Source organism: Halobacillus sp., from assembly GCF_049282395.1.
In the GTDB taxonomy this organism is placed as follows: domain Bacteria; phylum Bacillota; class Bacilli; order Bacillales; family Halobacillaceae; genus Halobacillus.
This window is the reverse complement of record NZ_JBAPTY010000374.1, coordinates 1-7,754: the sequence shown is the minus strand read 5'-3', so window position 1 is coordinate 7,754 and position 7,754 is coordinate 1. Positions and strand designations below refer to the sequence as shown.

Below are 7,754 nucleotides of genomic sequence, written 5' to 3'. Positions count from 1 at the left end.
CCACTATGGATTCAGCAAGCTGGCGAACATAACGAGGATATGTATAGCCTTTTTCTTGTAAATTTACAATTGCTATGGTCCCAAGTACTTCTCCTACAGCTACAAGGGGGATCATATATAATCCTTTAATACCAAATCGCGTGCATGCCTCATGGTTCGGTCTTGAATCTATGGTAACGTCAGGAATCATGATGGAATGTTTCTTTTCTATAACCTCGCGGAAAGCAGCATCATTTGTAAAATCAACCTTTAGTTGCTGGTGTGTGTTCTTCCAATCATCTTCTGTCCAGTCACTGTTTTTACTCAAGCTGACGGGCTTCATCTGCAACTCAGCTGCGGGATCAAGGAAATGAGCGCCGATGTTATTGTTTTTTAACACTTTACTTAAGTAATAGAAGCATTTGTCAATGGCTTCTTGAAGAGAAGAACAGAGTGAGAGTTCGCGGGTTACATCCAGTAATAGCTGCTTTTCTTCAATTAAATCTTCTTTACGGGTCAAATTAGTGGCATTTCGAATAGCGACAGCAGCCATATTTACATAAGCTTTGATGGACTCTATTTCATCATCGGTCAAATCCATAGGAATTCCATAGTCGAATAAAAATACCAATCCGTAAAGTTCATTTTCATAGAATATAGGGGCCACAAGTAACGAATTAATTTTGAACGCATTTACCGCCCTTGAATCAGGACGAGTGTCTTTTGAGGTGTCAGGAATGTAAATGGTTTTCTTCGTTTCGATGACTTCTTTTGCAAGTTGATCATATTCTGGATCTACAATATGCATATCAAGTGTCATTCCATTTATAAGAGCTGGTTTCCCGACGTAGCCTCTATAGGTACCATCTTCTTGTGGCAGGTAAATCCCAACGGAATCACAGCGTGTGATTTCTTCGGATATGGCTGTTACGACGTGCTCTAAAACATCGCGCAAATCAAGCTTGGTATTGATAAGCTTGGTAATTTGCGCAAGGCGAGAATATCTAGTTTGTTCTTCAGCCATTTCATAACCTCCATACTCGTCATATTATGATATTGTTCGACTTCTGAAACGAACCTCCTGCTTTAGGACCTAACTTAATGTGTTCTCTGTTACAAAAAGGGTCAAAAGTCACATCTGAATTACTTATTTATACAGTTATATAGTATCAGGATTCGATTAGGGTAAAAGGACAAAAAGGGGGATGGATCGTAATGAACAAATCTGCTAAATTTGAGTATTTATTTAAGGAAAGCTCCCATTACTTGAAGACTCAGTTTCGAGATAAATGGGTCCTTTACGTTAGATGGACAAGGGCTGGTGGGGAAATAAATCGCTTTCCTATGGGGGAACGGTGAGCTTCCTCGCTCGTTTCACTCCCTGTGGGATCTCACCTAGTCCCTTCTCCCATGGGAGTCTCATCATTTCCCCACCACCCCAACTATAATGTTGCGAACGGACCCTTCCAGAAGAGAATGGTTCTCCTCTGTAATCTGTAGGGAATGCTATCATGACGGGCTGTGTGGGTCGTTATATCCTAACTACATGGTCTAATACTTCATTATGCAGGTGATGGTTGAAGTGGTTTCGAGCTTCTGATTTGGCCAGGTCCGGAGGGGGATGATGAAGACTCCTGCGGGATAAACATGATCGGTGAGACCCCGGAAGTCGAAGACTGAGGAGGCTCAGCACATGCCCGCGGAAAGCGAATCATCCCCCGCAGGACCTTTCTTGTCATAAAAGTATCTCGAAACTGAGTCTTCAACAATCCGGCCCTGTTGTGTAATAACTTTTCTGATTAAAATTGAATATAACCTTTAACAGAACCAATAAAAAAGTGTAAACATCTACGTTTACACTTTTTTCATTCTTTATTGTGTTAGTGTCTCTGTAACCTTATCTATAGTCATGCCGTGGGCAATTACGCCATCAATGGTCCAGTGACTAGGTTCGTTCATTTGATAGACTTGGTCCTTTTCAACAGCGGGAGTGCTTTGCCATACGGAACTATTTTTAAGAATTTCCAACCCGGCTTCTCCCTCTTGAGCAATTAAAAAGACATGGTCGGCATCCATCTGCCCTAGTTTTTCTAATGCGATTGGATTCCACTGTGCTTCGGCTTCCGGAAGGTTCTTAATAAATTCAGGCTGGGTCACGCCAAGGTCGTTGTACAGGACTTCTGCACCATAACGAGTATTTTCGAAAACGTAGAATTGTTCACCTGAAGCCCATACGAATGCTACTGACTCGTCACCAATGGACTCTTTCAGACTTGCTTTAGCTTCCTTTGCTTTTTGATCAAAATCAGCCAGTGCCTGTTCGGCTTCTTTTTGTTTACTAAGAATTTCGCCCATTTGGGTTAATTGCTTGCGCCAATCCGAACTGTTTTCTTCACTGAAGACGTAGGTTGGAGCAATATCACTGTATTCTTCATACGTACCATTTTGCAGAGCGGATGGACCGCTGAATAAGATTAAACCCGGGTCCTGGTTAATGGTTTGTTCTAATGGCAGATCCCAGGCTATTTTTGGAACTCCCTCTAATTGAGGCTGTAGGTAGTCGAGAACTGTGTCACCAATCGACCACTGTGCCACGGGCTGTTCTCCAAGAGCTACTAAAGGATCTTCTAAGTAAGGGGCGAGAATGCGTTCAGGATTGGAAGGGATGGTTACTTCTCCCATCTCATGAGTCAACGTTCGCTCTTCGTTTGATTGTTCACCTTGATTTTGGTCTGAAGAGTTTTCTTCAGAGGACGTAGTGTCTTCATTATTATTACATGCCGTTACTACAGTAAGCATGATCAATAGACTGAATAACAAAAGGAACTTTGATCTAAGCATGACTTTCCTCCTAAAAAGATATTCTAATACATCGATAATGATAATCATTTTCATTGGAAATGTCAAGGTGAAACCTGCCGCACCTGACTTGAACTACTAGAATATTATCGATATAATACGTAGTGATAATGATTCTCAATTTTAATTAAATAGATACATAAACTGATGCTAGTGATAGAGAGGGTTTACTGCCGTGAGCGAAGAGGTTGTGCGAAATAAAAATGATAAAAAAGATATAGAAGGATTAACCTCAAAGTTCTTCCAGGCTGGACTTGTATTTTTTCTGGCTATTGCTGGATTATTCCTGTCTCTTGGATTATCCGTTTCTTTAGGGGTAACCGATATACAATTAAAAACGGTATGGGACTCTATATTCGCTTTTGATCCAGAAGTCACAAATCATCAGGTCATACGTGAACTGCGTTTACCTCGTGCATTTGGTGCTGCTCTAGTGGGCAGCTTTCTTGCTGTTTCAGGGGCTGTTATGCAGGGATTAACTAGAAATCCGCTGGCTTCTCCCTCGATTATGGGTGTTACGCACGGGGCTGCATTTGCTCTTATCATTGCGTTAGTCTTTTTCCCGTCTATGACGAATCTTGGGATGACCATTTCAGCTTTCATAGGGGCGGGACTCGCCGTACTTATTGTATTCGGTGTAGGGTCTTTTTCAAAAGGCGGCTTGACTCCTGTAAAACTTGCCCTTGCCGGTGTGGCTGTAGGTGGAATGTTGAGTTCTTTATCTTCTGCCATCTCTCTTCATTTTCAGGTGGCCAAACAAATGAGTTTTTGGTACGCCGGAGGGTTAACGGCGACAGACTGGCTGTCTGTGAAAATTCTTTTAGTTGTTGGAATTGCAGGTTTAACACTCGCATTATTTCTCTCAAGAGCGGTCACAATCCTTAGTTTAGGAGAAGACGTGTCCAAAGGGCTCGGGCAAAACACTTTCGTCGTAAAGTCTTTAGGAATTGTGGTTGTTTTTCTTTTAACAGGAGCTGCTGTTTCTGTTGCAGGGACGGTTGGGTTTGTTGGCTTAGTTATTCCTCATATGACCCGGGCTTTAGTAGGCACGGACTATCGGTTGATTATTCCAGTATCGGCTGTGCTAGGAGGATTGCTTCTTGTGTTATCGGATATTGGAGCGCGGCTCGTTAACGCTCCTTTTGAGACACCTGTAGGAGCCATCACGGCGTGTATTGGTGTTCCTTTCTTCCTTTACCTTGCTCGTGGAGAAGGGAGGGGGATGGAATGAATAAAAAGCAGAGACGCTTTGGCTGGATTGTCTCTATATTAGGGGCTAGTATATTCTTGCTATTTCTATTCAGCTTAAACATGGGTGTGGTCAACATAGCTCCAATGGAAGTCATGCGTACGCTTCTTGGGAGTGGAAGCAGCACGGAGGAAATGGTGTTATTTGATATCCGTCTGCCGAGAATGGTGCTTGCTCTTCTGATCGGTGCAGGCCTCGGGGTCTCCGGCGCCATTCTTCAAGGGGTATCACGTAATGACCTTGCGGATCCGGGCATTCTTGGAATTAATACAGGAGCCGGTTTTGCTATTATTGTCTATATTTTCTTTTTTCAAGGTTCGATGTCCAAATTAAGTGGCCTTGGTATTTACGCCATGCCCCTTTTTGCACTGGCAGGGGCTTTTCTGGCTGCTTTCCTGATTTACCTATTAGCCTGGAAAAAAGGAATTAATCCTGTTCGGTTAATTCTTGTGGGTATCGGGGTGAATTCGGGATTCAGCGCAGCTTTAATTATTTTTCAAGTGAAGATGAACCCTCAGGATTTCACACAGGCTATGGTGTGGCTTGCTGGGGATATATGGGGAGGGAACTGGGACTTTGTCGCAGCTTTGGCTCCGTGGATCATTTTGTTGACCGTATATGCTATGTACAAAGCGTCAGTTCTCAATATCTTGAATCTTGGCGATCAGATTTCGACAGGTCTGGGAGCAGCCGTGGAAAGGGAACGCAGGGTTTTATTGGCGCTTGCTGTTGCACTGGCCGGTTTATGCGTAGCTGCTGGTGGCGGCATTGCTTTTCTTGGACTGGTAGCCCCTCACCTGGCTCGAAGATTGATGGGACCAAAACACGAGACGTTAATACCTGTTACGGCTTTAATAGGTGCACTGATTTTGCTAGCAGCGGATACAGTAGGAAAGAACTTGATCGCTCCTGCCGAAATACCGGTTGGTATCGTAGTAACCATTGTGAGCACCCCTTACTTTATATATTTACTAATGAAAACCCATTAGAAGAGGAGACCAATTATGAACGAAATGTTTGATGTAACGATTATTGGCGGAGGAACAACAGGTTTATATACATCATTTTACAGTGGTATGCGCGGTTTAAAAACAAAAGTCATCGAATATCACCAGGATCTGGGCGGGAAAGTAGCTTTCTTCTACCCTGAAAAGAAGATTTATGATGTAGGAGGGTTTCTCGGAGTCCGGGGAGAAGATCTCGTGACCGAGGTGGAAAACCAGGCGTTAAGTGTCCAGCCTGTTATCGTTACAGGCGAACAGATTCGGACGATTGATAAACAGGAGGATGGATCTTTTATCCTGACAACAGCCAATGGTGAGCAGCATTTCTCGAAAACGGTTATTGTTGCCTCAGGTATGGGGACATTCGAGATGGAACCTCTTCAGGTAGAGGGCAGTAGTCAGTATGATGACAGGTGCATTCACTATACTATTCAAAACGTAAATCAGTACGCTGGAAAAAAAGCAGCTGTTATCTCTCAAAGCCGCGTTGGAATCGACTGGGCGCTTGCGCTTGAAAAAATTGCAGAGGAAGTACATTTAATTAACCGTGGCGAAGAATTTAAGGCGGTGTATGAACAGGATATAGAAACTCTTGAAAAGTCATCCGTTCACGTTCATAGGAATCAGAAGGTAGAAGAGTTAGCAGGTGACGGGCAAGTGCTCACAGGAATTACTTTACAGGACGGAACCGAATTGGATGTTGAGCACATTTTAGTCTATGAAGGACTGAATATAGAGAAAAGCCTGTATGAAAGCTGGGGCCTTGAAACAGAGAAAGGAAGGATTCCTGTTGGTACGGATATGTGCACATCTATCGATGGGGTTTTTGCAGCAGGTGACGCGGCTATTTATCCAAGTAAGACAATGTTGATCGCTTCTGGATTTTCAGAAGCAATGACAGCCGTGAATAGTGCAGCCATGTACCTGGATCCTAAAGCAAAAGCGCAGGTGTATAGTACGGTTATTTATAAGCATGCGAAAGATTAATCCGGATAAAAACCCAAGATGAGAGAAACCTTTTCCCGTGAAATCTTTCATTTTTGGTTTTTAATTAGGGGAAATTTAATGGCAGATGCCCAGATTATAGGCAACGATTTTCAATTGAGCACTAATTGTGAGAAGCCAGGCGGTAAGGTTAATCAGAAATGCTATAGACCATTTTCGAGTAGGAACAAAGGATTTTCTCTTTTTAAAATAATAGGTTATTAATGGGATCGTAAGAATTGTGAGGATGGTAGTCAATCCTAACGCCCCTTTGTATTCGTCTGTCCATAGAAAGTGATTAGGTAAGGGGATAATAATTGTTGGCGTATATAAGATGGAAATAAAATAAAAGCCTAAAATCCAAGAAGTGAGCATAAAGAAAAGGCTCATCCGAAGTGAGAGTAGTTTCACTCGTTTCTCCCCTCTGCATCATTATTCCGACCTTATTAGTCGGGTTAATGATAGCTTATGTTTCCCCGCGCGAAAAGTCAATATTAACCGTATGATTTCTGGTGTTCTTTTTTCTTCTTCAAATATTCTTCATCTTCCCTTGCCAGGATCCACTTTTCCTCGAAAATCTCTGCAGATTTTGCCTTTTCTTCATCAATATCCCGTTCATTAATTTCGCCGTTTTCATCGTACTTTTTACCGCCTTTATAATTCGCATAGCGGCGGGAGCGGGTGTATCCCATCTGTAGAAACTTCCGGGCCATATCCATGCCGACGAAGTCCTCATTTTTCTTGTATTCTAAGAACATTTGATAAATTTTATCTGATGATTCCCTTGCTATTTCAGGAGTTTTAAAGCGCCAGTGGGGGAGGATCTCTCCTTTGTAGGGTTCGACCATCAGGACGCCCTGTTCTCCCCGGCCTACTCTATATTTGTCCGGATTCTTACGGAAATCTGTATTTTTAAAGTCTATCGAATAATCGAATGGCAAAGCAACCTCTCCTTCATTACGTATTTTCTATTCCGAACATATTTAATTCCAGATCCTGAGACAGTTTTTTTATGAGGGCTCCGCCTGCTGTACTGTTGCCTTTTGGACTGATGGCTGGTCCAATGACACCAATCCCCATTCGTCCAGGAATAGCACCGATAATACTGCCAGATACTCCGCTTTTACAAGGAAAACCAGCTTCTACAGCATAGTGACCTGAAGAGTTATACATACCTGAGGTCATCATAATAGCTTTCACAGTGCGAAGGTGATGAGGAGGAATTAATCGTTCTTTACTTTCGGAAGTCATTCCACCTCTTGCCAGGAATGCGCCTACGCGCGCAAAATCCTCCGAACACATCATGACCGAATTCATCCGAAAGTATAGTTCGAGTGCATCGTCCACACTGGTAACGAGCGTTCCTGTACTTTGCATAAAATAAGCGAGAGAACGATTACGGGCACTATTGGCACGTTCCGCATGGTACACTTCCTCACTCATTTGCAATTCGTTATTATTTGTAATTTTTTTAAGGAAATCAAAGTAGCGGTTAAACCGGTTTTCTACGCTTTTTCCTTTGATCAGAGCAGCAATAGCGATAGCACCTGCATTAATCATCGGATTAAAGGGTTTGCTTGTATCGTAGGATTCAAGCTGGCTAATGGAATTAAAAAAATCCCCCATCGGTTCCATACCCACTGTCTGGAAAACACGATCTTTGCCAAAATCCTGCAGCG

The 7,754-nt window shown here is 42.8% G+C and carries 8 protein-coding genes; 3 read left to right on the top strand and 5 right to left on the bottom strand.

The window, feature by feature from the left end; genetic code table 11:
- Together WAM07_RS15615 and WAM07_RS15610 are read right to left on the bottom strand one after the other, a co-directional pair.
- Nucleotides 1-1,003, bottom strand: a 1,003-nt coding sequence (locus WAM07_RS15615; protein ID WP_422168307.1) for a GAF domain-containing protein, incomplete at its 3' end; no start/stop codon positions are given.
- 848 nt (nucleotides 1,004-1,851) lie between these two features.
- Nucleotides 1,852-2,820, bottom strand: coding sequence for an iron-hydroxamate ABC transporter substrate-binding protein (locus WAM07_RS15610; RefSeq protein ID WP_422168306.1), 969 nt, complete (start codon nucleotides 2,818-2,820; stop codon nucleotides 1,852-1,854).
- 193 nt (nucleotides 2,821-3,013) lie between these two features.
- Here WAM07_RS15610 and WAM07_RS15605 point away from each other — a divergent pair, with 193 nt between their 5' ends.
- From WAM07_RS15605 to WAM07_RS15595, 3 genes are read left to right on the top strand one after another with little or no spacing between them, the layout of a single operon-like run.
- On the top strand, nucleotides 3,014-4,069 hold the full coding sequence (locus WAM07_RS15605) for a FecCD family ABC transporter permease (protein WP_422168304.1): 1,056 nt from the start codon (nucleotides 3,014-3,016) through the stop codon (nucleotides 4,067-4,069).
- A complete protein-coding gene (locus WAM07_RS15600) occupies nucleotides 4,066-5,076 on the top strand; it encodes a FecCD family ABC transporter permease (protein WP_422168302.1) in 1,011 nt (336 codons plus the stop codon). Before WAM07_RS15605 ends, WAM07_RS15600 begins: the two co-directional genes overlap by 4 nt.
- Before the next feature lie 15 nt (nucleotides 5,077-5,091).
- Nucleotides 5,092-6,078 (top strand): NAD(P)/FAD-dependent oxidoreductase, encoded by a 987-nt coding sequence (locus tag WAM07_RS15595; protein ID WP_422168300.1) that lies wholly within the window; start codon nucleotides 5,092-5,094, stop codon nucleotides 6,076-6,078.
- Nucleotides 6,079-6,153: 75 nt separating this feature from the next.
- On the opposite strand, the gene WAM07_RS15590 is transcribed toward WAM07_RS15595, so the two are convergent.
- The 3 genes from WAM07_RS15590 to glsA form a co-directional block, all read right to left on the bottom strand.
- Nucleotides 6,154-6,486, bottom strand: a complete 333-nt coding sequence (locus WAM07_RS15590) for a hypothetical protein (protein ID WP_422168298.1) — start codon at nucleotides 6,484-6,486, stop codon at nucleotides 6,154-6,156.
- 83 nt (nucleotides 6,487-6,569) lie between these two features.
- Nucleotides 6,570-7,016: a DUF4385 domain-containing protein gene (locus WAM07_RS15585; protein WP_422168297.1), complete on the bottom strand. Its 447-nt coding sequence runs from the start codon at nucleotides 7,014-7,016 to the stop codon at nucleotides 6,570-6,572.
- 16 nt (nucleotides 7,017-7,032) lie between these two features.
- Nucleotides 7,033-7,754 (bottom strand): glutaminase A (gene glsA / locus WAM07_RS15580; RefSeq protein ID WP_422168295.1); only part of this gene is annotated, 722 nt, incomplete at its 5' end.

Coding starts and splice junctions, on each gene's coding strand:
- WAM07_RS15595 (WP_422168300.1), top strand. CDS start 5,092: ATGAACGAAATGTTTGATGTAACGATTATTGGCGGAGGAACAACAGGT.
- WAM07_RS15610 (WP_422168306.1), bottom strand. CDS start 2,820: ATGCTTAGATCAAAGTTCCTTTTGTTATTCAGTCTATTGATCATGCTT.
- WAM07_RS15600 (WP_422168302.1), top strand. CDS start 4,066: ATGAATAAAAAGCAGAGACGCTTTGGCTGGATTGTCTCTATATTAGGG.